The organism is Paraburkholderia graminis C4D1M, assembly GCF_000172415.1.
Lineage (GTDB): Bacteria > Pseudomonadota > Gammaproteobacteria > Burkholderiales > Burkholderiaceae > Paraburkholderia > Paraburkholderia graminis.
On the sequence record NZ_ABLD01000006.1, the window covers coordinates 296846 to 318609 of the forward strand.

Annotated in this window: 20 protein-coding genes; 9 read left to right on the forward strand and 11 right to left on the reverse strand. The window is 64.3% G+C overall.

The features are described from left to right. The first annotated feature begins 68 nt into the window (after positions 1–68). The 6 genes from BGRAMDRAFT_RS13595 to BGRAMDRAFT_RS13620 all read left to right on the forward strand — a co-directional run bounded on the left by BGRAMDRAFT_RS13595 (position 69) and on the right by BGRAMDRAFT_RS13620 (position 3848). The gene (locus BGRAMDRAFT_RS13595) at positions 69–281 is read left to right on the forward strand and encodes a hypothetical protein (RefSeq protein ID WP_006049330.1); all 213 of its coding nucleotides are present in this window, start codon (positions 69–71) and stop codon (positions 279–281) included. Between the two features lie 434 nt (positions 282–715). After that, positions 716–1000 (forward strand): CsbD family protein, encoded by a 285-nt coding sequence (locus tag BGRAMDRAFT_RS13600; RefSeq protein ID WP_006049331.1) that lies wholly within the window; start codon positions 716–718, stop codon positions 998–1000. A gap of 116 nt (positions 1001–1116) precedes the next feature. Beyond that, positions 1117–1491 carry a phage holin family protein gene (locus BGRAMDRAFT_RS13605; protein WP_006049332.1) on the forward strand — a complete coding sequence of 125 codons (375 nt, stop codon included), beginning with the start codon at positions 1117–1119 and terminating at the stop codon, positions 1489–1491. After that, positions 1488–1793 (forward strand): hypothetical protein, encoded by a 306-nt coding sequence (locus BGRAMDRAFT_RS13610; RefSeq protein WP_006049333.1) that lies wholly within the window; start codon positions 1488–1490, stop codon positions 1791–1793. Before BGRAMDRAFT_RS13605 ends, BGRAMDRAFT_RS13610 begins: the two co-directional genes overlap by 4 nt. Before the next feature lie 170 nt (positions 1794–1963). Next, a complete protein-coding gene (locus BGRAMDRAFT_RS13615; RefSeq protein WP_006049334.1) occupies positions 1964–3133 on the forward strand; it encodes a zinc-dependent alcohol dehydrogenase in 1170 nt (389 codons plus the stop codon). 103 nt (positions 3134–3236) lie between these two features. Beyond that, positions 3237–3848 carry a hypothetical protein gene (locus BGRAMDRAFT_RS13620; protein WP_006049335.1) on the forward strand — a complete coding sequence of 204 codons (612 nt, stop codon included), beginning with the start codon at positions 3237–3239 and terminating at the stop codon, positions 3846–3848. Positions 3849–4016: 168 nt separating this feature from the next. Here the strand turns inward: BGRAMDRAFT_RS13620 and BGRAMDRAFT_RS13625 are convergent, their stop codons facing one another. Then, entirely contained in the window at positions 4017–4277 is a 261-nt protein-coding gene (locus BGRAMDRAFT_RS13625; protein WP_006049336.1) for a hypothetical protein, read from the reverse strand. A 233-nt stretch (positions 4278–4510) separates the two neighbouring features. Between BGRAMDRAFT_RS13625 and BGRAMDRAFT_RS13630 the strand changes: the two genes are divergently transcribed. Beyond that, entirely contained in the window at positions 4511–6271 is a 1761-nt protein-coding gene (locus tag BGRAMDRAFT_RS13630; RefSeq protein WP_044021007.1) for a RecQ family ATP-dependent DNA helicase, read from the forward strand. Here BGRAMDRAFT_RS13630 and BGRAMDRAFT_RS13635 read toward each other — a convergent pair. The 8 genes from BGRAMDRAFT_RS13635 to BGRAMDRAFT_RS13670 form a co-directional block, all read right to left on the reverse strand. Continuing rightward, positions 6250–7281 carry a UDP-glucuronic acid decarboxylase family protein gene (locus BGRAMDRAFT_RS13635; protein ID WP_006049338.1) on the reverse strand — a complete coding sequence of 344 codons (1032 nt, stop codon included), beginning with the start codon at positions 7279–7281 and terminating at the stop codon, positions 6250–6252. The two genes, BGRAMDRAFT_RS13630 and BGRAMDRAFT_RS13635, sit on opposite strands and share 22 nt — an antisense overlap. A 49-nt stretch (positions 7282–7330) precedes the next feature. Then, positions 7331–8287 (reverse strand): glycosyltransferase family 4 protein, encoded by a 957-nt coding sequence (locus BGRAMDRAFT_RS13640; RefSeq protein WP_006049339.1) that lies wholly within the window; start codon positions 8285–8287, stop codon positions 7331–7333. Next, positions 8277–9416: a glycosyltransferase family 9 protein gene (locus BGRAMDRAFT_RS13645; protein WP_006049340.1), complete on the reverse strand. Its 1140-nt coding sequence runs from the start codon at positions 9414–9416 to the stop codon at positions 8277–8279. Before BGRAMDRAFT_RS13645 ends, BGRAMDRAFT_RS13640 begins: the two co-directional genes overlap by 11 nt. After that, entirely contained in the window at positions 9413–10492 is a 1080-nt protein-coding gene (locus BGRAMDRAFT_RS13650) for a glycosyltransferase family 2 protein (protein WP_006049341.1), read from the reverse strand. The genes BGRAMDRAFT_RS13645 and BGRAMDRAFT_RS13650 overlap by 4 nt, the downstream gene beginning before the upstream one ends. Beyond that, a complete protein-coding gene (locus BGRAMDRAFT_RS13655; protein ID WP_006049342.1) occupies positions 10489–12234 on the reverse strand; it encodes a carbamoyltransferase family protein in 1746 nt (581 codons plus the stop codon). Before BGRAMDRAFT_RS13655 ends, BGRAMDRAFT_RS13650 begins: the two co-directional genes overlap by 4 nt. 25 nt (positions 12235–12259) lie before the next feature. Further along, complete coding sequence (gene waaF, locus BGRAMDRAFT_RS13660) at positions 12260–13549, reverse strand: lipopolysaccharide heptosyltransferase II (protein WP_006049343.1); 1290 nt, start codon at positions 13547–13549, stop codon at positions 12260–12262. After that, positions 13546–14151 (reverse strand): D-glycero-alpha-D-manno-heptose-1,7-bisphosphate 7-phosphatase, encoded by a 606-nt coding sequence (locus BGRAMDRAFT_RS13665; protein ID WP_006049344.1) that lies wholly within the window; start codon positions 14149–14151, stop codon positions 13546–13548. The genes waaF and BGRAMDRAFT_RS13665 overlap by 4 nt, the downstream gene beginning before the upstream one ends. 109 nt (positions 14152–14260) lie before the next feature. After that, positions 14261–15559: a glycosyltransferase family 4 protein gene (locus tag BGRAMDRAFT_RS13670; RefSeq protein ID WP_006049345.1), complete on the reverse strand. Its 1299-nt coding sequence runs from the start codon at positions 15557–15559 to the stop codon at positions 14261–14263. 485 nt (positions 15560–16044) lie between these two features. Here BGRAMDRAFT_RS13670 and BGRAMDRAFT_RS13675 point away from each other — a divergent pair, with 485 nt between their 5' ends. Then, positions 16045–18726 (forward strand): ATP-binding cassette domain-containing protein, encoded by a 2682-nt coding sequence (locus BGRAMDRAFT_RS13675; protein WP_006049346.1) that lies wholly within the window; start codon positions 16045–16047, stop codon positions 18724–18726. A 39-nt stretch (positions 18727–18765) separates the two neighbouring features. On the opposite strand, the gene BGRAMDRAFT_RS13680 is transcribed toward BGRAMDRAFT_RS13675, so the two are convergent. Both BGRAMDRAFT_RS13680 and BGRAMDRAFT_RS13685 read right to left on the reverse strand, forming a co-directional pair. Then, complete coding sequence (locus BGRAMDRAFT_RS13680; RefSeq protein ID WP_006049347.1) at positions 18766–19710, reverse strand: glycosyltransferase family 2 protein; 945 nt, start codon at positions 19708–19710, stop codon at positions 18766–18768. Between the two features lie 92 nt (positions 19711–19802). Continuing rightward, positions 19803–20528: a PIG-L deacetylase family protein gene (locus tag BGRAMDRAFT_RS13685; protein WP_232292263.1), complete on the reverse strand. Its 726-nt coding sequence runs from the start codon at positions 20526–20528 to the stop codon at positions 19803–19805. Positions 20529–20705: 177 nt separating this feature from the next. Here BGRAMDRAFT_RS13685 and BGRAMDRAFT_RS13690 point away from each other — a divergent pair, with 177 nt between their 5' ends. After that, a complete protein-coding gene (locus BGRAMDRAFT_RS13690) occupies positions 20706–21737 on the forward strand; it encodes a flavodoxin family protein (protein ID WP_029966266.1) in 1032 nt (343 codons plus the stop codon). Positions 21738–21764: the final 27 nt, after the last annotated feature.

Consider the following 21764-nt stretch of genomic DNA (forward strand, 5'->3'; position numbering starts at 1 on the left):
GTTGGGTGCTTTTACCGCCGCCTGCTACTTCCATGCGACAGACCTTCTCCAACGGAGCGCTCGGCTCCATGCGACAGGCGATGATCGAACGCGATCTCGCCCATATCGAACATGTGCTGCTGCGCTCGCATGCGAGTGCGCGCGAGAACTCGGCATTTCCACTCAGCTATTGGCACGATCGGCTGCGCCGTATCAAGGACGCCGGCCAGCTATGGGGCGTGCATCTTCGCAAGATCGACACCTTGCAGCGCATACTCAACGGCGCGTTGCCGCCGGGTTAACCCTGTCGTTAGCGGTTTATTCACGCGCGGTTTCAACCCGCGCGGCTCGCATGCATAGTCGCGCCTCCTGAACTGCCCTGGTTGCGCGAGTGCATACATCAATGTAGCAGCGAGTTCGTGCGGCTTTTGTCCACGATTTCTCCACGATGCGCCGACGCGTTCGCGTGACGGCGCGCGTCCAATGCGTCTGTCATGCTCGCGCTGACTGCGCCGCTTCTGCTTCTCCGCTTTTACTTCTTCATTCCTCGCTCTCTTCTCCATTGTTCTCCGTCGCGCGCCGATGCGATTCGCCGCGCGAGCGCGCCGCTATCCGTCGAGTGTCGAAGATCCGTTCACGCGGCCTGCTTCTTGCGGCGTGACGGCAACGCATGCCGGAGCTCCGGCAGCGCGGCAGCGCAGTGCGCGCTTGTGCGCACAAACCACGGAGAGCAGACATGGAAACAGGAAAAGTGGAAGGCACGGTAAAGGAAATCGGCGGCAAGCTCGAGCAGACGGCGGGCGACATGCTCGGCGACACCGGCACGCAAATGGCCGGCACCGCGCGCGAGTTGAGCGGCAAGGCTCAACAGGTATGGGCCGATCTCACCGACGTCGTGCGCGAGACGACCACCGAGCGGCCGTTCACCGCACTCGCGATTGCGGTGGCGGCGGGCTTCATACTCGGCGCGCTGCGCTCCTCGACCGCACGCGATTACCGCGACGACAGGGATTACCGTTAGAAACGGTCGTAAGACACGGTTGGCACAGAGTCGATTGCATCGTTGCGATGAAGCGCTCGCCGCCCGGCACATCCGGCGGCGAGCGCGCGTGACGGCATTGCGGCGGGAGATACACGATGTCGATACATAGCAGAGTCAGCCAGTGGCGCAACGTGGCGCGCTTCTGTTCCAGTCGGGCAGTCGACTACGCCGAGCTTCTGGCGCTGGAGCTCGACGAGGCCAAAGCGCGGCTCGTACGCGAGGTCATCGCGATGGTCGTGCTGGCAGTCGCCGCCATGTTCACCCTCTCGTTTCTATGCGTGGCCATCATCGTCTCGGCGTGGAATACGCCGTACGTGGTCGCAGTCGCGTGGGGCGTCGCGGCGGCGTGGCTGCTCATCTCCATTGCGACCTTCGCGATGATGAAGACGCAAAAGCCCGCCGAGCCGTTGCACGTTCTGCGCGACGAAATGTCGAGCGACCTCGAAGCCCTGAAGGATGCCCTGAAATGAAACACGATCCGCTTCGGCATCAGCAACATCGCGTGATCATTCTCGAGCGCATGGCCATGTCGCGCGCGCAGTTGCTGTCCGCGAATCTCGCGCTGCGCACACCGTCGCGTCATCCAATCAAGGGCGGCTTGCCGGCCGTCAACGTCATGAGCTCGCTCGCCGACACGCCGTACGTGGCGCTCCTGCTCGCGGCCGGTGTCGCCGCGGCGCTGCTCGGACCGCGCAAGGCGATCGGAACGCTCGCGCGAACGAGCGTGATGGCATGGCTCACCAGGTCTGCGCGAAGCGTGTTTCAGCACTAGCGCGCGGTGCGGCGCTGCGATGTCCGCGCCGCGAATTTACACGCGCGATGTAGCAACTATCGCGTGACGCAGCGGGCGGCGCGTTTCATGCGCAATGTCGCAATGTTCGCAAGGCGCCCATGTGGGCAATGCAGCCGCGAGCCGATGAACCCTACAGTGTGGAGGACTTTATGAAGGCGCTTAGCTGGCATGGCAAGAAAGACATCCGGTGCGACACCGTGCCCGATCCGAAGATCGAACATCCACGCGACGCGATCATCAAGGTGTCGAGTTGCGCGATATGCGGCTCCGATCTGCATCTGTACGACGGCTTCATGCCCGGCATGGAATCCGGCGACATCATGGGCCACGAGTTCATGGGCGAGGTCGTCGAAGTCGGCAAGGAAAACACGGCGCTGAAGGTCGGCGACCGCATCGTCGTACCGTTCACGATCATTTGCGGCGAATGCGATCAGTGCCGGCGCGGCAACTTCTCGGTGTGCGAGCGCACGAACCGCAACAAGGACATCGCCGACAAGATGTTCGGCCACACCACAGCGGGTCTGTTCGGCTACACGCATCTGACGGGCGGCTATCCCGGCGGCCAGGCGGAGTTCGTGCGCGTGCCCTTCGCGGACAAAACGCACGTCAAGATTCCGGACGGCCTCACCGACGAGCAGGTGCTTTTTCTCGGCGACATCTTTCCGACCGGCTGGCAAGCGGCAGTGCAATGCGATATTGAACCGACGGACACCGTTGCGATCTGGGGCGCGGGTCCGGTCGGGCAAATGGCGATCCGCAGCGCCGTGCTGCTTGGCGCCAAACAGGTGATCGCAATCGACTGCGTGCCCGAGCGTCTTTCGATGGCGCGCGCGGGCGGCGCGGTCACGATCGACTTCAAGGCCGAGAGCGTGCTCGAGCGTTTGAAGGAACTGACGGGCGGCAAAGGCCCCGAAAAATGTATCGACGCCGTGGGCATGGAATCGCACGCCACGCGCTCGCTCGACTCCATGTACGACCGCGCGAAGCAGGCCGTGATGCTCGAAACCGATCGCCCGCATGTGCTGCGCGAAATGATCTACGTTTGCCGTCCTGCCGGCACGTTGTCGGTGCCCGGCGTGTACGGCGGGCTGCTCGACAAGATTCCGTTCGGTGCGTCGATGAACAAGGGCCTCACGTGGCGCATGGGACAAACGCACGTCAACCGCTGGACCGACGACCTGTTGCGGCGAATCCAGCAAGGGCAGATCGATCCGTCGTTCGTAATCACGCATACGGTCTCGCTCGATGAAGGCCCGCGCATGTACAAGACGTTTCGCGACAAGGAAGACGGCTGCATCAAGGTCGTGCTGAAGCCTTGATGTTCATGCCGTTGTTTTCCATTGACCATGCAAAGCGTGCTGCACTTTTTGACTACCTGGGCCGCGTCGATCGATCGCGGCCCAACACACGAAGGTGATGCAAATGGATTCACGTAACGAGTCGAAGCAGGAGGGCGTTCGCGCGCTGAAGGAAAAGCTGCCGCAGCCGGATTCCGTCGCACGCGGTCTGGCGTGGTTCAGCATTGCGCTGGGCATCGCGGAACTGGTTGCGCCGCGCATGATGGCGCGCGCTGCCGGTGTGAACGCGGGACCGGGGGCAGTGCGTTTCTATGGATTGCGCGAGCTTGCGTGCGGCGTCGGCATTCTTGCGTCGCGCAATCCGCGGCCGTTTTTGTGGGCGCGTGTCGGCGGCGATGCGCTCGATCTCGGCACGCTGGCGCTGTCGTCGAACAAGTGGAGCGCACGCGACCGGCAACGCGCGACCGTCGCGGCCGTCAACGTCGCATGCGTCACCGCGCTCGATGTGTATGCGGCGAAAAGCGCGGCCGCCGCGCCGCGTTTGCCGTCGGTCGACTACAGCGATCGCACCGGCTTTGCGAAGTCGGCGGAGGAAATGCGCGGCGCCGCGCTCGCGGACTTCGAAACGCCACGCGATATGCGCGCGCCCGATGCGCTCGCGCCGTACACGCGCAGCGGTCAGTCAGCGGCGCAGGCGAATGTTGGACGCACGGGTAGCGCGACGAACGGCGCGTGAATAAGTGAGTGCGGGAAGCGTGCCGGCAGTGCGGCGGTACGCTTCGCCCGGCCGGCTGTCCGGCGGCGTGATGCTGGCCGCCTGACTCTATTTATTGCTTACTGCCGCGCGAATTGCGGGCGTACTTTCGCCCGCAACCCAACGCAACCCAACGCAACTCGCGCCAACTCACGCGGACAAATCATCCTTACTGGTCGGATGCCCTTTCGCGCCGCCGGGTTCGAGATCCGGATCGACGTGATCGTGCTCGGGCGTGTACGGCCCTTCCGACGGATGATCCTTGTCCTTCGCAAGTAGCGTGGCGTCCATGCTTCCATGCGGACGCTGTTCGACTTTGCCGTCGGGATTCACTTTCACATCGCCATCGCCGAGTTCTTCTTCACGCCGCTGGTCCGCGCGTTCGACGGGATCGGACGGTTCCTGATTCATCGCTTTCTCCTTTCGGTTGGGTTCACGCATTCGTCGATGCACATCGGGAATCGAGCAAACGCGATACCCGCGGCGCGCTCGCCGCAACGCATAGAAGAAAGGGTGCTGCACGCTAATTGCTCGGCGGCTAAAAGGCACTGCAACCGTGCACCTCGGGGCGCCGAAAACGAGCGGCAATTCATCCTTCACTTCACCGCGGGCGGCAACGCCTGCAAGGACGCTTCTTCATAACCATGACAGTCGACCAACGGCTTCGCAGCATGCGCAAGACCATGCGCGACATGTTCGGCATCGCGCGTTTGCGCGCGGGGCAGGAGGACATTATCCGCAGCGTATTGCAACATCGCGACACGCTTGCGACGATGCCCACCGGCGCGGGCAAATCGCTGTGTTACCAGTTACCCGCGCTGCATCTCGAAGGCACGACGCTCGTCGTGTCGCCGCTGATCGCGTTGATGAAGGACCAGGCGGACAAGCTGCTCGCGGCCGGCATCGACTGCACGCTGGTGAACAGCACGTTGAAAAGCCGCGCCGAGCGCGAGGCGCTGCAACGCATTGCAGCGGGCGATAGCGGCATTGTGTTCGTGACGCCCGAGCGACTCGCGCAGCCGGCGTTCATCGAGACGTTGCGCGCGCGCCCGGAAAATCGCGTCGGCCTCGTGGTCGTCGACGAGGCGCATTGCGTGTCGCATTGGGGACACGATTTCCGTCCCGCGTTTCTGGAGATCGCCGCAGCGGTGAAGGCGCTCGGGCAACCGCCCGTGCTCGCGTTGACCGCAACGGCGACGCAGCGCGTGATCGACGACATCGTGCATTCGCTCGCGCTGCGCGACCCGCTTGTGGTTCGCACGGGCACGTATCGCGAGAATCTGCGTTATCGCGTTGTGCAGGTGAGCACGGCGGGCGGCAAGGACGGCGCCGCGCGCGCGATGGCCGCGAAGCGCGAGCAACTGTCGAAGCTGATCGGATCGCTCGGCGGCGCCGGCATCGTGTATGCGGCCACCGTGCGCGACGTCGACCGCATTCACGGCTGGCTGACGGAAGCCGGCGAATCGGTGTCGCGATATCACGGCCGAATGTCGGCGGCCGCGCGCGAAGAGGCGCAGGAGCAGTTCATGTCGGGCGCGACCCGCTTGATGATCGCGACGAACGCGTTCGGCATGGGCATCGACAAAGCGGACATACGCTTCGTGATTCATTACCAGATACCTGGCAGCCTCGATGCCTACTATCAGGAGACGGGCCGCGCGGGCCGCGATGGAGAGCCTGCCGATTGCGTGCTGCTATTCGACCTGAACGACAAGCGCATCCAGCAGTTCTTTCTTGCGGGACGCTACCCGAACGTCGAACTGGCGCAACGCGTGTATGACACGCTGGCGGCGCGTATCGGCGAAGAGCCGAAGGGTATGACGCTCAAGGCGCTGAAGGATGCGTTGCCCGATGTCGGCGCCGGCAAGCTCGAAGTCGCGCTGAACATGCTGGTCGACGCGCGCGTGGCGGGCCGCGACCGGCAGCGCCGTTATCGTCTGCGAACGCATGAGGATGCGCGCGAATCGGCCCGTGAATCCACGCGGGACACCGTCGCGAAAGCCGCGGCGCAATTCGAGCAGATGAGCGCGCATGACAGGGAAACGCTGCAGGCAATGATCGACTATGCGCAAACCGGCCAGTGCCGCTGGCGCGCAATCCTCGACTATTACGGCGATACGCCCGCCGTCGAGCGCTGCGGCGTGTGCGATAACTGCGTGCGTCCGCCGCAAATCGACGTCGCGCCGGATGCGATCGTTGCAGGCGCAACGTCAGCGGACACGAAGGCGCCGCGCAAGAAAATGGAGCCGCCCAAACCGCGCGTCTGGGCGCCGGGCGATGCAGTACGCGTGCCGCGTTACGGCGCAGGCGAGGTCGCGCTCGCGAGCGGCGAACAGGTGGCCGTGCAATTCCCCGACGGCAGCACGCGCACCTTTCTCGCGAGCTATGTGAGGGCCGGACGCTGAGCCGCGGGCGCGCTTGGCGCGCCCGCTTCTGAACCCGCTTCCGAACTCGCCTCCGAACTCGCCTCAATTCGCGCGCGGAAGTAACGCGCGGTGTGCTGCAGACCGTCGTCGAGCGAGGTTTGCGGTTGCCAGCCGAGCAACTCGCGCGCGCGCGAAATATCCGGCTGCCGATGCCACGGATCGTCGGTCGGCAACGGATGCAATTCGAGCGGCGAATTGGAGCCCGTGATCGCGACGATCCGTTGCGCGATCTCGCGCATGCTGACTTCGTGCGGATTGCCGAGATTGACCGGACCGCCTGGGTCGTCGGCGGAATTCATCAGGCGGATGAACGCGTCGATCATGTCGTCCACGTAACAGAACGAACGCGTTTGCGAGCCGTCGCCATAGAGCGTGATCGGCTCGCCGCGCAGCGCCTGCATCATGAAGTTCGACACCACACGGCCATCGGTGGGATGCATGCGCGGCCCATACGTATTGAAGATTCGCGCGATGCGGATCGACAGGCCATGCTGGCGCCGGTAGTCCATGAAAAGCGTTTCCGCGCAGCGCTTGCCTTCGTCGTAGCACGAGCGCGGGCCGATCGGATTTACATGGCCCCAGTAGTCTTCTTTCTGCGGATGCACGAGGGCATCGCCATACACTTCGCTCGTCGACGCCTGAAAAATCCTCGCCTTCACGCGCTTCGCGAGGCCCAGCATGTTGATCGCGCCGTGCACGCTCGTCTTGGTGGTTTGCACCGGATCGTGCTGATAATGAATCGGCGATGCGGGACACGCGAGGTTGTAGATCTGGTCGACTTCGACATAAAGCGGAAATGTCACGTCGTGACGCATCAGCTCGAAGTTCGGGCAGTCCAGCAGATGCGCAATGTTGTCCTTCGTGCCGGTGTAGAAGTTATCCACGCACAGCACGTCATGGCCCTGCGTCACGAGCCGCTCGCACAGGTGCGAGCCGAGAAAGCCGGCGCCGCCTGTGACGAGAATCCGCTTGCGGGTGAGTTCTTTCATGTTGCGTCGTCCTTATGATGATTCGGCGAAGGTCGTCAAGACGCGCCGCTCATGCGGTAACGTGCAGCAACGCTTCGTGCCAGTCCTGCGCGAAACGGTCTATGTGGAAGCGCTCGAGCGCGGTGCGCCGCGCGCCTTCGCCCAGACGCCGTGCTTCCGCCGGGTCGCGCAGCAACTCGTGCATCGCGTCTTCGAGCGCATTCACATCCGTATGCACGAAGCCGTTTTCGCCGTTGCGAATCACCGTCGCGAGTTCGGTGGTCGCGAGGCCGACGATCGGCATGCCGATCGTCATCGCCTCGACAATCGCGAGACCGAGGCTCGTCCAGCGAATCGGATTGAAGAAGAAGCGATAGCGCGCGCTGAACGCGGCGAGATCCAGATTGCCGACTTCGCCGATACCGTCCAGCCGCTCCGCATCCATGCCGACGAGATCGAGCGGAACACGCGTGCGCAGGTCGGCGAACACGTCGGCGCCAAGCCGCCTTCCGCGCTGCGCCAGATGATTGACGACGACAATGCCGCGTTCGAGTTCGCCGCTGTAGCGCACGCCTTCCGGCACCACCACGCCGTGTTCGATCACGCGCGTCGGCGTCACGCCGCAATCCCACATCAGCCGGTTGAAGTGGGTGACGTGGACCAGCAGAGTGTCCGGATCGTCGACCCAATGCCATTGCTGGAACGGGTTTTCCTGCGGCGGATCGTGCTCGATATAGACGCGCGGCAGGCGCCGTTGCGCCTCGCTCAACACATGCTCGCGGTCGTATTCCCAGTGCGTTTTGTGCTGATACAGGATCACGTCGAATTCCTGATCGGGCACGTCGTCCGCATTGATTTCGTCGACGTTGTCGCCCCACGGCAGCACGCCGACCTTGCCTGCATAGCCGGGCGGATGGCCCGGCTTCGTCACCAGATAGAAGTCGTGCGGCGCCTGAGTCAGGTAGTACAGATAGTTGCCGTGGACGTGCCATGTCAACACACGCAGACGGCGGCAGTTACGCAGCATGATGCAACTCCTCGAAGGGCCCGCTTCCGGTCTGTGTATGCAACGCGTACGGACCGGCGGGACGGGCGCCGTGAACCTCGGCCAGTTGCGCGCGTGCCGTCTCGACCACGCGCTCGACGCCGATATTCAGCGCGCAAGGATGGCCGTACGGGCACTCGCGGAACATGCACGGACGGCACGGCGGATAGTCGGCGAGCACGCGATGCCGCGCGTGGTCGAGCGGCGCCCAGCGCCGTGTGTCGCTGCCCGATGCAATCACCACCGACGCGGTCGCGACAGCCGCGGCGATATGCGAAATGCCCGTGTCGTTGCAGACCACGAGCCGCGCATGCGCGACGAGCGCCGCCAATCCGCCGAGCGACGTCGCGCCGGCCAGGTGCAACGCGGGCGCGGTCATGGCGCCGAGCACCTCGCCGGTAAGCGACGCTTCAGCCGCGGTTCCCGTGATCGCGATCTGCCAGCCGTCGGCGGCGAGACGGTCCGCGACTTCGGCGAAACGCGCGGCGGGCCAGCGGCGCGAGGGCAATTGCGCACCAGGATGAACGAGCACGAGACGCTGTGCTTCGATACCGTGTGCGGCGACGAGCGACGCATATTCGTCGCCATCGCGATCGCTCAGCGGAAACGACAAGTGCCGCTCGGTGGTGTCGGCACCTAGCGCGCTCATCAACGCAAGATAGCGCTCGGGCTCCGGCAAATCGTCGGGCCAGCCGATGAACACGCCATCGCGCGGCGGCTCGTCCGGCTGCACGAAGCCTGCATAAGCGCGCGCGCCGAACTGAAGCATCAGATCGTTCGCAATGCCGCCGCTGCCGTGCAACTGGATCGCGAGATCGAAATGCTGCGCGCGCATCCGTTCATAAAACGCGGGCAGGCCGTCGTTCGATTCGCGCTGCTCGGGAAAGCCTTCGGCGCCCGGAAAGACGATCAGCTCATCGACGAGATCCGCATAACGTTCGACAAACGACTGCGCCCACGGCAGACCGATCAGCGCGATATGCGCGTGCGGCGCAGCCGCGCGCAGCGCCCGCAAAGCCGGCACCGCGCAGAGCATGTCGCCGAGCTGCAGCGCACGAAAAACGGCGATGCGCCGCGGTGCGAGTGACGCGATGAACGGGCCTGCATTCATAGAAAGAGCACCTTGTAACGTACGGCGCCGTAAAGCCGCCAGTAGATCGAGAGGAACGGGATCGGGATCGACGTCCACGCCATTTCGGCGATGTGCCGCAAACCGCGGTCCCGTCCGCGCAGGCGTATCGCGCAGAAGTAGGCCGTCAGCGCAAGCCATGCGACAAAGCCGAGCGTCATGGTGGTCGTGTCTCCGATCACGACGCCAATCAGCGCGGCCAATGCGGCGCACAGAATCAGGTAATAAAGAAAAGGAGGCGACGAGCGAATCCGCGCCTTGAACAGTTCGGGGTGCTTCTTGTACAGCAGCGCGTCGAACTGGCTTTTCTTTTGCTGCGAAATGCTGACTCCCCAACGCGCCGGCCGCACGGGATGCACGACGACCGCCTCGTTCGCGCGTACGATCTTGCCGCCCGCTTGCAGCAGCGCGAACTGCAGGTCGGAGTCCTCGCGCCACGCTGATGTAAACCGTTCGTCGAAGCCGCCCGTCATCGTCAGAAAGCTCCGGGCGACGAATACATTGGCGGTCGCGAATTCGGCGCGTTCGAGTCCGCTTGCATCGGCTTCGTAGTCGGTCGGCACGGCGGGCAGCGGCACGACGATTCTGCCCGCGGCGGCCGCCGCGCCCTGGCGGATCGCCGCGAGCCCTTCTTGCAGCCAATGCGGATCGGGCAGCGTGTCGTCGTCGGTGAAGGCGATCACCGGCGAGCGCGCCTGCTGCCAGCCCGCATTGCGCGCGCCGGCCGGACCTTGCGTGCGGGTGACGGGCACATAGCGCACCGTGAGCCCGCGCTTCGCCTGCTCGGCCGCAATGTGAGCGACGCAGGCGCGCGTCGCTTCGTCGGGGCCGTCGTCGCAGACCACGATTTCATAGCGGTCGACAGGAAAGTCCTGCTCGGTCAACGCGCGAAGGCACGCCGCCAGCATGTCGGGCCGCCGGTAAGTCGGCACCACCACGGACACATCGAGGTGCGCGAGCAGCGCACCCGGATAGCCCGCGGCGATCGGCTCCGTCTCGTCATGCGAACGACTGAAGCCGCCTGTTACGTCCATCGGTCCCGTAGCGGATGGACTCATGCGCTATCCCTCGCTTTCTCGACGAGAAACGGACCGATCACGAGCGCGTCGAGCGGCGAGGTCCAGAACGACTCCACCGCGTCGCGCGGCGAATTCACCATCGGCTCGCCGCGCGTATTGAACGACGTGTTGACGAGAATCGGCACGCCGGTGCGTTGGTTGAATGCGGCGAGCAGATCGTAATAGAGCGGATGCTGCGAACGGTTCACGGTCTGCACGCGCGCGGTGCCGTCGACATGGCGCACGGCCGGAATGCGCGCTGCCTTGTCGGCGTGCACGTCGAACACGAACAGCATGAACGGCGCGACCTTGCCGTTCACGAACCATTCGCTCGCATGCTCTTCCATGACGACCGGCGCGACTGGCCGGAAGTCCTCGCGGTCCTTGATCTCGTTGAGCTTCGCCTGCATGTGCGGATCGACGGGCGACGCGAGAATCGACCGTGCGCCGAGCGCGCGCGGACCGAATTCCGTGCGGCCCTGATACCAGCCGATCACCTTGCCGCTCGCGAGCAGGTCGGCGGTTTCGCCGGCAATGTCGTCAAGCCGCCGATAGGGCACCTTCGACCATTTCAGGAACTGTTCGATTTCCTCTTCGGGATACTCGGGGCCGAGGTACGCATGGTCCATCGTCCAGTGACGCTTGCGGTCGCCGCGCTCGCTGCGTTCGCGATAGTCGATCCACAGCGCCGCGCCGAGCGCGGTGCCCGCGTCGCCCGCGGCGGGTTGGACCCATACGTCGTCGAACGGGCCAGCGTCGCGCAGCTTCGAATTCATCACGCAGTTCAGCGCCACGCCGCCCGCCATGCTGAGCTTGCTCAAGCCGGTCTTCTCATGCAGCCAGCCGGCGAGTTGCAGCACCGTTTCCTCGAGCACGCGCTGCAACGAATGCGCGATGTCGAAGTGGCGCTGCTCAAGCGGGCCGCCGCGTTCGCGCGCCGGTCCAAAGCGCTTGACGAGGCGCGGCGCGTCGACGGTATAGCTGCCGTCGCCGCGATAACGCACGATGTCGCGGAACACATCGACATATTCGGGCTTGCCGTACGACGCGAGCGCCATCACCTTGTACTCGTCCGACGAATGCAGGAAGCCGAGCCAGTCGGTCACGGCTTCATAGAGCAGGCCGAGCGAGTGCGGCAACTCGACCTGTTTGAGCCGCGTATATTCGCCGTCGACGAACTGGCCCATGCTGGTCGTCACGCCTTCCCCGCGGCCGTCCATCGTGAGCACGGCGGTGTCGTCGTAAGGCGCCGCGAGAAACGCGCTAGCTTCGTGTGCGAGGTGATGCTCGACAAAATGCCACTTGAAGCCGTTGTTGCGGTCCACGCCCTGAAAACGCTTGCGCAGATGATGCGGCGCACCGTCGAGCAACTGGCCCTTGGCGTTCGCGATATAGCTGAGAAAGAGCGGGTCCCACGGCGATGCGGACGGGTCCGTGAGGCGCGTGTTGGCCGGATCGAAGGGCAGTTCGATGGTCGCGCCCGGCTGCTTCGGCATGCCGCCGAACAGGCTCGGGTCGTACGAATACGCAACGTGATCGACGTCGGCAAGCGTGATGCCGGCGGCTTTCAGGCAGTAGTCGATGGCATCGAAGGGCAGTTGCCAGGTCGAGAACGGCACGGGACGCTTCGCATGTTTGACGTGCGTGAAGCGTTCGTCTTCGGCGGCGGCGAGCACCACGCCGTCACGCAGGATGGCTGCGGCGCTGTCGTGATAGACGGCATTGATTCCGAGTGTATACATGGGCGTTCGCAGTAGAAGTGGGTTGTCAGGGCGCCACCGGTTGTTTGGCGAGCGGCCGTGCCGCGTCGCTTTCGTGGTGGGCATTGGGTGGGTTGTCGGAAGCACGGCGCGCAGACGGCGCGTGTGACTGCGCTTCGGCGCGCAACTCCAGCGCGGCTGTCACGACTTCGCCGGGCGTCACGCCGAGCAGACACGCGTGATGATGTTGCGGACACTCGCTGCGATAACACCAGCGGCATTCGACATCGCGAAACAGCACGCGATGCGGCGTCTGCCACGGCGTGTGCTGCGGATTCGTCAGCGCGTAAAGATCGACGACGGGCGTGGCAAGCGCGGACGCAAGATGGACCGGTCCGCTGTTATTCGACACCAGCACGCTGGCGCGCTCGATCAGCGCCGCGAGTTCGCCGAGCGACAGCGCCCCGCTCATATCGTGCAGTTGCGCGCGAACGCGAGGCGCGGCCGCCGCGATCACTGCATCGACGAGCGGCCGTTCGCTCGCGCTGCCGGTGATCAGAATAGGTGCGCCGGTTTCCGTGGCGAGGCGCGTGGCCACCTGGCCGAAGCGCTCCGGCGGATAGCGGCGCGATGCGGCCGTTGCGCCTGGGTGCAATACGATCCACGGGGCGCGGTGCTGGGTGCTGCCATTTGCGCGGCTTTTCGCGTCACTATGCACGCCGCGTGCCGCAAGCTGCTTCGCAAGCGCGCGCCTATCCGAATCCCGCACAGCGAAGCGCATCCGCGTATCGGGCGCTTGTGCGCCGACCTGGCGCACGAGATCGAGTTGCCGCTCCACCTCGTGACGCGTGCGCTGCTGCGGCTCCGGTTCGCGCAGCCAGTCGCTGAGCAACGCATACGGATTCTCGCGGCAATGCGCGAGCCGCCGCGGAATGCCCGCGAGATAACACAGCATCGCAGCGGGCAACGGGCTCTGACTGTAGACGGTGAAGATCACGGCCGCGTCGAAGCCGCCGTGCCGCAAGCGCTCCTGCATGCGCTGATCGTCGGCGAGCGAGCGCGAACTCGCGGCTGGATTCGCGACCCACGGCGCTTCGTATTCGATCACGTCGTCGACATCGTCCAGATACGGCGCGAGCGCGGCGCCGCTGCGCGAGCCGAGCAGCGTGATATGACGGCCGGGGCCCGACTCGCGCAACGCGTGCAGCGCGGGCGTGGTCATCAGCACATCGCCGAGGTTGTCGAGCCGCACGCACAGAATCCGCTTGATGTCCTCGCCCCAATGCGCGAGCTGCGGACTGTCGGGCACGCGAGCGTGCGCGAGTGTCGGCTGGGCGATGAGGAGCGGCGCGTTCATCGAGCGGTTTCCTCGCCGGCGGGCGCGGGCCGCGATACCGCTTCGACGCTGCGCACGACAATCTGCGCAGCTTCGTATAAATCAGCGGCGCGCGCGCCGGGCACGCGCTGCGGTCCTTCTATCCACTCGGTCTCGTGGCCGTTGTCGAGCAGAATCGTGCGGCATCCGGCGCGATTGCCCGCTTCCACGTCGTCGAGAATGTCGCCGATGAACCAGCTTCGCGCGAGATCCAGCCGATGCTCGCGCGCCGCGCGCAGCAGCAGTCCGGGCGCCGGCTTGCGGCAATCGCAGGCGGTCGCGTAGGGCGCGACCGTGCCGTCCGGATGATGCGGGCACCAGTAAGCGCCGGCGAGCGTCGCACCGCATTCGCTGAACATGCGGGCGAGTTCGGCTTCCACCTCTTTTAACGCGGCGCGCTGAAACTTACCGAGCGCGACGCCCGACTGATTGCTGATCACGAACAGCGCGAACGGCTGGCTCGCGAGCAGCGTCAACGCTTCGCGAGCGCCGGGTGCGAGGCGCATCAGCGAAGGGTCGATGTTGTACGGCACGTCGTCGAGCAGCGTGCCGTCCTTGTCGAGAAACACAGCGGGTTGCAGCATGATGATGGCGGTGCCGAAAACGTAAGCGATTCGCCGGAAGCGGACAGTGCGTCCGCCCCGGCTCAACGAAACTGGCTGCGCTGATAGCGCTGCGACGACGCGCGGTGTTCTAGCGGAACGACGCGCCGGCCGCCGCGCGCACGCGAACCTCCACGCGTTCTTCTTCCGCGGTCTTTGCCGGCACGAGCCGCGCGGTGCGCATATAGATTTGCGCGAGCGCTTCGCCCACGCCGCGCCACGTGAACTCCTTGCGTGCGCGTTCAAGGCCCGCTTCGCCCATCCGGCGAGCGAGCGCGGGGTCGCGCCGCAACTGGTCGAGACGCGCGGCCAGCGCAGCCGGATCGCGCGGCGGCACCAGAAAGCCGGTGATGCCGTCCGCCACCGAATAGCGGATTCCGCCGACGTCCGCGCCGATCACCGGCGTGCCGCACGCCATTGCTTCGACCGGCGTGATGCCGAACGGCTCGTACCACGGCGTCGTCACGAAGACGTCGGCGGCGCTATAGAAGTAGCGCAATTGCGCGCGCCCGCGCCGCCCGACGAAATGAGTCTGGCCGGCGACGCCGCAGTCGCGCGCGATGCCGCGCAAGCGCGCGATTTCCGGCGTGGCCTTTTCATTCGGCGCATCCGAATTGCCGCCCACGACGTACAGCTCGGCCGACGCGCTGAAGGCTTGCTTCAGCACGCCGACGCCACGCACGACGTTGTCGATGCCCTTGCGCTCGACGAGGCGTCCGAGTTGCAGCACGGTGAACTGATCCTGCTGCCAGCCGAGTGCTTCGCGGGCAGTGGCGCGGTCCATCGGATGAAACTCGTCGGCGTCGAAGCCGCACGGCACAGTCTGAATGCGCGCGGGGTCGGCCCGGTAATGCTCGATCAGGTCGGCTTCGTCCTGCGGGCATTCGGCGATCACCACGTCGGATTGCGCGACGAGGTCGTCTTCGATCGCGAAGCGCTCGTCGGGAAAGCCGTCGTTCGCGCCCTGATGTATCCGGCGCACGCGGCCGAGTGCATGGAACGTCGTGACGAGCGGCACGCCGAGCGCCGCTTTCACTTTCAATGCCGCGAGGCCCGACATGAAGAAGTTCGCGTGCATCACGTCATACGGCGTCTTCTCGCCGCGGAAGAACTCGATCAGGAACGCGGCGAACTCGTCCATGAACGGCAGCAGCCGTTCTTTCGGCAACTGCATCGGCGGCCCTGCCGGCACATGGATCACGCGCACGCCGTCCATGTCGGAGATGAGCGGCAGCAGCGCGCGGTCGCGCCGCGTGAACACATCCACTTGATGGCCCATCTCCGTGAGTTCACGCGCGACGTTCGCGACGTAAATGTTTTGTCCTCCGCTGTCGACGCCTCCGGCGACGGCGAGGGGCGAGGCGTGTTCACTGATGAGGGCGATCTTCATTGACATTCCTTCGCGAGATAGGCATTAGCAGGGCGGGCATCGCGCGGTTTGCTGAGCACTCTTATGCAATTTCCGCCGATACGACGCTGTTACCCGGCCACAGCATGTGGTGTGCCTATGCGCGGCAAGGCGCGCAAGAACCGTTGATCCGACAGTGGGTGCGGAGAAGCGCTGTAGCGTTCCCTTTTTCGCGGGAGAGAAGCGGTGTGGCGTTCCCTTTTTCTACAACCCGTCATGTAATTTCGAGTAGTACTTCCTGGAGAAGCGCGAATTTTTTTCTCTGCGATGCGAGAAGAATCGCGCCTGTCGTCGCGGTCTCGCGTGTGCTAAGTTTTGTCCGACGGCGGGCGCATCGTTTGCTCGTCACTGGCCTCGGCGCGCGACTCGACATGCCGCGTTTTTCGTCGCGCCGCTTTGTGAATCCGCATAGTGGAATCTAATGCCCGTTGCAGCGTCATTGCTGCGGCGGCTCTCTCAGGGACCTCATGCCGAACCCCGCCACGCTGCCCCGTTCCCAGTTGACCCGCCGCATTGCCGCCGACCTGACGCGCGCGGTCTGGCGCTACCGCAACCAGACGCTCGCCGCGTTGCTGCTGATGATCTCGGCAAAGCTCGCGACCGTGCTGATACCGCTCGTGCTCAAGCATGTCGTCGACGAATTGGGGCACCCGGTCGCGCAGGCGTTCTTTCCGGTGTTTCTCGTATTGACGTATGCGTTGCTGCGTTTTCTCGGCGACGCGTTGAACGAAGCGCGCGACGTGGTGTTCAGCATCGTGACGCAGCGCACGGTCGCCGCATTCACCGAGCGGACCTTCGCGCATCTGCACCGCATGAGTGCGCGCTTCCACACGAAGCGCGAGACGGGCGCAATCGTGCGCGATGTGCAGAAGGGCGCTGACGGCATCGGTTTTCTGCTTGGCGTAGCGCTCTTTACGATCGTGCCGACCGCGTTCGAAATCGTCACGATTGTCGCGATCATGGTTCACAACTACGCGCGCGAGTTCATGATCGCGATTGCCGCGACCTTCGTCTGCTATGCGGTCTATACGTTCATCTTCACGCGGCGGCGCGTCGCGTTCCAGCGCGCGGTGAATGCGCTCGAGGCGCAGTCCGATGGCCGGCTTGTGGACAGTCTGCTCAATTACGACACCGTCAAATATTTCGCCACCGAAGACACCGAAACGCAGCGCCTTTCCGCCGTGCTCGACAAGTGGGTGCACGCGAGAACCGCGAATCAGCGTGCGCTGACCGCGCTGCACGTCGGCCAGAGTGCGGTGATTGCGTTCGGCATCGGCGCGATCATGCTGCTCGCGGCGCAGCATGTGGTGGCGGGGAGCATGAGCGTCGGCGATCTGATTCTGGTGAATGCGTACATCATCCAGATCTGCATGCCGCTCAACACGCTCGGCTTCGTGTTTCGCGAGACCAACGACGCGATGGTGAATGTCGAGCGCATGTTCGAGATACTCGCCGCGCGTGGGCGTGTCGGCGAGGATATTGACGAGCCGGCCGCGAAACCGCTGATCGTGAGCGCCGGACAGATCTCGTTCGAGCATGTGGACTTTGGCTACGACGCGGCGCGGCAGATTCTGCGCGACGTCGACTTTCATGCGTATCCTGGCAAGACGCTCGCGATAGTGGGCGGAAGCGGCTCCGGAAAATCGACGCTCGTGAAGCTGCTGTTTCGCCTTTATCAGCCGACGAGCGGCACGATACGCATCGACGGACAGGACATCGGCCAGGTCACGCAGAAGAGTTTGCGCGAGGCGATCGGCATCGTGCCCCAGGACACGGTGCTGTTCAACGAGACGATCGCATACAACATCGCCTATGGGCGGCCTTCCGCCACGCGTGCGGACGTGGTGCGGGCGGCGCGCGCGGCGCAACTCGACGAATTCATCGAACGATTGCCGGATCATTACGACACGCGCGTCGGCGAGCGCGGTGTGCGGCTCTCTGGCGGCGAGCGGCAACGCATTGCGATTGCGCGCGCGATTCTGAAGGACCCGCGCATCATCGTGTTCGATGAAGCGACGTCAGCGCTCGACACGCGTTCGGAGCGCGCGATACAAACCGAGTTGACGCGGCTAGCGCAAGGCCGCACGTCGATTGTGATCGCGCACCGGCTCTCGACCGTGGTCGACGCCGACTGGATTCTCGTGATGGAGCATGGCCGCGTGGTCGAGCAGGGCACGCATCGCGAACTGCTCGCGCGCGACGGCGTCTACGCGAAGATGTGGTCGCTGCAATGGCAGCAGGGCGAACTCGAGCACGCGCAGCGCAAGCTCACCGCGCAATCGGTCAGTCTCGCCGCGCTGATGGCCGGCGTGATCGATGCGCTGCACGACGAAATCGCGGCGCGGCGGGTGACCTTGTACCCGCAGATCAGCGACAACGATCTGCGGGTGACGGGCGACCCGAGCGTGCTGCAACCGCTGATCGCCGATTTGTGCCGCAACGAGATCGAGCACGCGAGGCCCGGGCAGCGCATCGAGTTGCGCGTCGAGCGGCATAACAATCAGGTCTGGGTGACGGTGCTCGGCATGAGCGAGAAGCCCGCCGAATTGTCGCAGGCAGCGGCGCGTCATATGGAAGAAGCGCTGTCCGCTGCCGGCGGCAGCTTCACGCTGATGCCGCTCAACGGGCGGCTCGCGTATGTGGCGATGCTGCCGCTGCGTCCCGTGGCCGATGCCGAATCGAGTACTCAGGCGGCGGCGCCCATTGCCGATGCCGACGGCGCAGCGCCGCTCGAAGGCCTCTTCGTGATGGCGATCGACGATCAGGAAGATGCGCTCGACGCGCTCGAAGCGGTGCTCACGGCGAGCGGCGCACGCGTGCTTACGGCGTCGTCGGGCAAGGAGGCATTGGACTGGTTCGCGCAGACCGCGACCACGCAATGGCCGCATGCGTTGCTATGCGACATCGTGCTCGCCGATGAAGACGGCTATGACGTGCTGCGCCGTTTGCGGCGGCTCGAAGCCGACCGTCAGTTGCCGTTGCAGGACCGCGTGCCGGCCATCGCACTGACCGGCTATGCGCAGGCCGAAGACCGCATGCGCGCGAAAATGGCTGGTTTTCAGGCACATTTGACGAAACCCGTCGCGCCGCAGAAGCTGATCGGCGAGATTCGCAACCTTGCGATGGCGACCGCGCGCACGGGCGCGTAGTAACTTTTCGACGCGCTCGCTTGGATCAAGCGATTCAGATCACGTGCTTGCGTCGGCTTTGCCAACCGTAGCCTTCGCGCGAGTGCTTGGCGCGGGCGCGGCCATCTGCCGTTCGCCGATGTGCACGCGTTCGCGCAGGTTCAGTACGTTAGGCGGTACGGGCTTGCGGTTTTTCAATGCCCACGCGAGACCGCGCAGCAGTGCGAGGCCATCGCGCGCGAGCGTGCCTTCGCGCGAGAAGGTGGCGAGCGCCTGCGCTGTTGCGCGGCACGCTTCCGGCCACGGCAGCCGCAGCCACGCGACCCACACGGCATTGCGCGCGAGTGTGCGCCGCCGCAAAGTGCTATCGCGCGCCGGCGACGGATGATGATGCACCGTCAGTTGATCGCAATAGACAATCGCGTGCCCGGACGCGAGCACATCGAGCGCGACAAGTTCTTCTTCTCCGCCGATGAAAAGACGCGGCTCGTAGCCGCCCAACTCGCGGAAAAGCGACGTGCGAAATACGCACGCGCCCGCCATGTAGCCGATTAACGCGGGCCCCGGCAGTCCCTCGCTGCCGAGCGGACTCGCGCGCATCACCGAGCACATGGGGTCCGTGATCCTGTCTTCGCCCACCACGACGCGCCCGCTCAATACACCCACGTTGGGCCACGCGTCGAGCAGTTGCACCGCACGTTCGAGCGAGCCCGGCTCCCACCAGGTGTCGTCGTCGCAGAACGCTACGTAGTCTGTGCCGACGCACTCGGCGGCGCGATTACGCCCGGCTGCGCCGAGATTTCCTCCGCATTCGATGATGCATACGGTCGGAAAGAGCGTCCTCACCAGCGCGACGGTATTGTCATTCGAGCCGTTATCCGCCACAAAGATGGGCGGATTTTCTGGAAGGGCGAGTAAGCGCTCGAGGGTGGCCACAAGCTCGGCGGCGCGGTTGTGTGTCAGAACGACTACCGAAATGCGCCGGGAAAGCGGTTTTTTATCCATGCTGTTCTTTGTTCTTGACGGGGGATTCCCGCTTCAAGCAAACGATGTGCCGTTCGCTTTCAACTGGCTTCAGGTTTGGCCTCCGGTTTTTTTTACGCTCGTTGCAGTCGCCAGTACTTTTCCTCGCAATAGAGCGTGGTTTCGGCATCAGGGCCGAATGCGCGTAGTTGGCTCGCATACGCGGCAATCGCTTCGCGCTTCATCTGTTCATGCGAAACGGATTGGCGCGCGGTCGCTGCGAGGTCGTCGGCGGGACTCAGCAGGTAACCGCGCTTCGTCAGTTCTTCAATGCGATCGGGAACCGCGTGTTCCATTCGTCGATACGGAATCTCTTCGTAGGTGTGGAATACCGTGTCGCCCATCCCGGCGATTAACGAAAGACAGGCATCCGATACCAGTGTGTGATCGGAGTGAAAGAGGCCGAGCGGGACCATGACGTTTTCGGGTTGATACGCATGGAGCGTGTGGCGCAGTGCTTCGGCCAATTCATCGCGCGACGGAGTGTGAAGGTATTGCGCGTCGCAAAACGGCAGATGGACGGGCCGGGCGCCCAGCATTTCCAGAGCATGGGCGTCCTCCTGTTTGCGCGCTTGCATTGCTTCGAACGCCTCTTTGAATCCCGATTGCCGATCCCAGTCGGTCGACATGTTCTCGCCTGGCGGCGCAGTGAAAACGGTGCAGACAATGGCGGACGGGCTCGCTGTCAGCAGCAGTCCACAGCTCAATACGGCATCGTCCAGATGCGGAGAAACGACGAGTAGGCGGGCGCGTGATTGCATCATTCTTTGATGTAAGTTGTCAGGAGCGGGGCAGCGCATTCAGAAGCAAATGCCAGGCCTGGTTCCGCTACGTCGTGGCCGCGATCGCATCCGGGAACGTTAGTTGCTCGCTTGGTCGTCGTACCGTTTTTTGCATGAGACCACGTGAGCGAAGCAAAGAACCCGTCGATAGCGGCGGTGCCCGTCGAAGTCCGCCGCGGGCAGATCACGGAGAAGCTGCCGCGCGAAGTCTTTCGCGAACGTTTCATGGCGCGCTTCTACGACCCCGCATTCCGCGCGGAAGACGAGGCGCTCGCGCGGCTCGAAGCGATAGCGTGGGACGCCTATTCGCACGCGCGTAAATCGCCGATAACGGCGAAGGCCGGCGCGGGCTATGCCGATCCCGACTACGAACTGTCCGTCGAATGGCGCGCGGCGAGCGAGCGCATCAAGGCCGCACAAGTCCGGCAGCGCGATCCGGCTGGCCGTTCGCGCGTGCTCATCGTGAATGCCTCGTCGCGAAACGACTATACGTGCCCCAGCGAAATGTCGAAGAGCTTCCGCCTCGGGAAAATCGCGCAAGGCGCGCTCGAGCGGCGAGCGTTCGACGTCGACTTCCTCGATCTGTCGCGCCTGAATTCCGATCGCGATCTCCATATTCATCCCTGCAAAGGCTGTGTCTCGACGGCGATGCCGCTTTGCCACTGGCCATGCAGTTGCTATCCGAATCATTCGCTCGGTCTCGTGAACGACTGGATGAACGAGATTTACGAGCGCTTTGCGGCCGCGCATGGTGTGATTTTCGTCACGCCTGTCTATTGGTATCAGGTCGCGAGCCCGCTCAAGCTGCTAATGGATCGCCTCGTTTGCGCGGACGGCGGCAATCCCGATCCGACCTCGACGCACGGCAAGACGCCCGAGGAGGCGAAGAAAATCGAGCTTGCCGGCTGGGACTATCCCAAGCATCTGGCGGGCAGGGCTTATGGCCTCGTAGTACATGGCGATGTTGCCGGTATCGAAGGATCGCGCCGTGCGCTGAGCGATTGGCTCGACTGGATGGGACTGATAGAAGCCGGTCCGAAGTCGCGGCTCGACCGCTTTATCGGCTATTACGAGCCCTATGCGACGAGCCACGCGGCCCTCGATCATGACGAGGCTATGCAGCAGGAAGTCGTGAATGTGGCGCAGGCGGTCGCCGAGCGCGTCGAGCAGATTCGCAACGGATACAAGCAGCCCGACGACGCGTTGCAAACGCCGCGCGCGAAATAGGCGCCCGTCGTCGCAGTGTTTCATCAA

Bases quoted from the DNA above. Each gene is read 5' to 3' on its own strand.
- BGRAMDRAFT_RS13595 (WP_006049330.1), top strand. From the start codon at position 69: ATGCGACAGGCGATGATCGAACGCGATCTCGCCCATATCGAACATGTG.
- BGRAMDRAFT_RS13600 (WP_006049331.1), top strand. From the start codon at position 716: ATGGAAACAGGAAAAGTGGAAGGCACGGTAAAGGAAATCGGCGGCAAG.
- BGRAMDRAFT_RS13605 (WP_006049332.1), top strand. From the start codon at position 1,117: ATGTCGATACATAGCAGAGTCAGCCAGTGGCGCAACGTGGCGCGCTTC.
- BGRAMDRAFT_RS13610 (WP_006049333.1), top strand. From the start codon at position 1,488: ATGAAACACGATCCGCTTCGGCATCAGCAACATCGCGTGATCATTCTC.
- BGRAMDRAFT_RS13615 (WP_006049334.1), top strand. From the start codon at position 1,964: ATGAAGGCGCTTAGCTGGCATGGCAAGAAAGACATCCGGTGCGACACC.
- BGRAMDRAFT_RS13620 (WP_006049335.1), top strand. From the start codon at position 3,237: ATGGATTCACGTAACGAGTCGAAGCAGGAGGGCGTTCGCGCGCTGAAG.
- BGRAMDRAFT_RS13625 (WP_006049336.1), bottom strand. From the start codon at position 4,277: ATGAATCAGGAACCGTCCGATCCCGTCGAACGCGCGGACCAGCGGCGT.
- BGRAMDRAFT_RS13630 (WP_044021007.1), top strand. From the start codon at position 4,511: ATGACAGTCGACCAACGGCTTCGCAGCATGCGCAAGACCATGCGCGAC.
- BGRAMDRAFT_RS13635 (WP_006049338.1), bottom strand. From the start codon at position 7,281: ATGAAAGAACTCACCCGCAAGCGGATTCTCGTCACAGGCGGCGCCGGC.
- BGRAMDRAFT_RS13640 (WP_006049339.1), bottom strand. From the start codon at position 8,287: ATGCTGCGTAACTGCCGCCGTCTGCGTGTGTTGACATGGCACGTCCAC.
- BGRAMDRAFT_RS13645 (WP_006049340.1), bottom strand. From the start codon at position 9,416: ATGAATGCAGGCCCGTTCATCGCGTCACTCGCACCGCGGCGCATCGCC.
- BGRAMDRAFT_RS13650 (WP_006049341.1), bottom strand. From the start codon at position 10,492: ATGAGTCCATCCGCTACGGGACCGATGGACGTAACAGGCGGCTTCAGT.
- BGRAMDRAFT_RS13655 (WP_006049342.1), bottom strand. From the start codon at position 12,234: ATGTATACACTCGGAATCAATGCCGTCTATCACGACAGCGCCGCAGCC.
- waaF (WP_006049343.1), bottom strand. From the start codon at position 13,549: ATGAACGCGCCGCTCCTCATCGCCCAGCCGACACTCGCGCACGCTCGC.
- BGRAMDRAFT_RS13665 (WP_006049344.1), bottom strand. From the start codon at position 14,151: ATGCTGCAACCCGCTGTGTTTCTCGACAAGGACGGCACGCTGCTCGAC.
- BGRAMDRAFT_RS13670 (WP_006049345.1), bottom strand. From the start codon at position 15,559: ATGAAGATCGCCCTCATCAGTGAACACGCCTCGCCCCTCGCCGTCGCC.
- BGRAMDRAFT_RS13675 (WP_006049346.1), top strand. From the start codon at position 16,045: ATGCCGAACCCCGCCACGCTGCCCCGTTCCCAGTTGACCCGCCGCATT.
- BGRAMDRAFT_RS13680 (WP_006049347.1), bottom strand. From the start codon at position 19,710: ATGGATAAAAAACCGCTTTCCCGGCGCATTTCGGTAGTCGTTCTGACA.
- BGRAMDRAFT_RS13685 (WP_232292263.1), bottom strand. From the start codon at position 20,528: ATGCGCTGCCCCGCTCCTGACAACTTACATCAAAGAATGATGCAATCA.